The following is a 1386-nucleotide window of genomic DNA, read 5'->3' on the forward strand; positions in this document are numbered from 1 at the left end:
TTTTGAGATGCATCAGAATTCATCACTGTTAGCAACAAATAGATTTGTCCGGTTTTGTAGCAAATGAATTGTCCGCTTTTCTGTCTTGGGAGAGTTGGTGTCGGTAGAGCACGAAGCATCTCACACGAGACAGAAGACGAGCGGCGGACCTACGCTGCCTTTTTCTTTTTTATTTCTTTGAGTTGTCCTTGTTTGTCATAATCAGCCAGCTTGCGCGGACCGTGGAAGATGGCAAGTGAACCGTCCACGTGCCGATGGACCCGCACCCTGACCTTGACGTAATGGCATCGATACCGGTCAGCAGGGATTTGCAGTGTTTTTCCCTCAAAGCTGACACAGTTGTCAGCAGTCACTGTCCGTTCATACTGTTCGCAAAGGATATCGTCGAGATTTGCACCGATCCACTTTACAAACGCAGTCCCCTCCTCTGCCGCCGGCTGCATGAACTCGGCATTGAATGCCGGCAGATATATGTCGGACAGATAACGGTTGGCGGCATCCATCGTGGTGATGCCCTGCAGGGCCAGTTCCCTGGGGAGTCTCTCCTGGTGCGTGCTGAAGTTCCGTTCGCTCCGGCCCCTTGCTTCCGGTGAATAGGCGGGGATCATCTCAATCCCCAGCTGCTTTATGGCCCTTCCAAACTGGGTAGGCTGCGTTCTGCTCACTTTGCCTCCTGTATCCGGAGTGAACCAGTAATGACTCCCGCGGTCGGTATAAAGAGAACTGAATAAACCATGATGAGCAATGACCTCCCTGATCCCCTGAAAACTGCTTACCGTTCCCTCCTCGGCAACAAATAACATGGAATAATGCTCGCTGGTCGCGTCATCCATCGTCACGATCAGATCCCACTTCCTGCCGGGAACCCACTCATGATTGCTCCCATCCTGATGCAGCATCATGCCGGGAATGGGGGCCCGTTCCCGACGCTTCCGATGGGCACCACGTTTCCTGGCCCGGCAAACCAGCCCGGCCCTCTGAAGCGTATTCTTCACCCAGGTGTAGCTACGCTGTCCACCATCTCGCCGATACCACCCATAAAAATGCTTAACGTTCCAACCACGGTGCCGACTCCTGTACAAATCTGAAACAGCCATCACCTCATCCACCGGCGCACGGCGAAATGATGCCTGAATCAAACGCTTGTCCGACAAACACTCCATCCCACCATGCTCGTACCGATCAATGTAACGACGAAACGTCCGATCACACACACCTAAAATCCGCGCTGCTTCCTCCTGGGTCAAACGACTCTCACTCCATCCAAAATACACCTCTTCGAATCGCATCTTCCGGGTCTCCTGTAACATCTCTGTCCGTCTCATCCGCCACCTCCATCGGTGACCATATTAAACCGGACATATTACGTGCTACAATACCGGACAT

Annotated in this window: 1 protein-coding gene; it reads right to left on the minus strand. The window is 52.8% G+C overall.

Features of this window, described 5'->3' with window-relative positions; translation table 11 throughout:
* Positions 1–149: 149 nt before the first annotated feature.
* Complete coding sequence (locus tag ABSG49_RS12220; protein ID WP_424026410.1) at positions 150–1289, minus strand: ISNCY family transposase; 1140 nt, start codon at positions 1287–1289, stop codon at positions 150–152.
* Positions 1290–1386 lie beyond the last annotated feature (97 nt).

This window comes from Methanoregula sp. (genome assembly GCF_049510175.1).
Lineage (GTDB): Archaea > Halobacteriota > Methanomicrobia > Methanomicrobiales > Methanospirillaceae > Methanoregula.

Bases quoted from the DNA above. Each gene is read 5' to 3' on its own strand.
- ABSG49_RS12220 (WP_424026410.1), bottom strand. From the start codon at position 1,289: ATGCGATTCGAAGAGGTGTATTTTGGATGGAGTGAGAGTCGTTTGACC.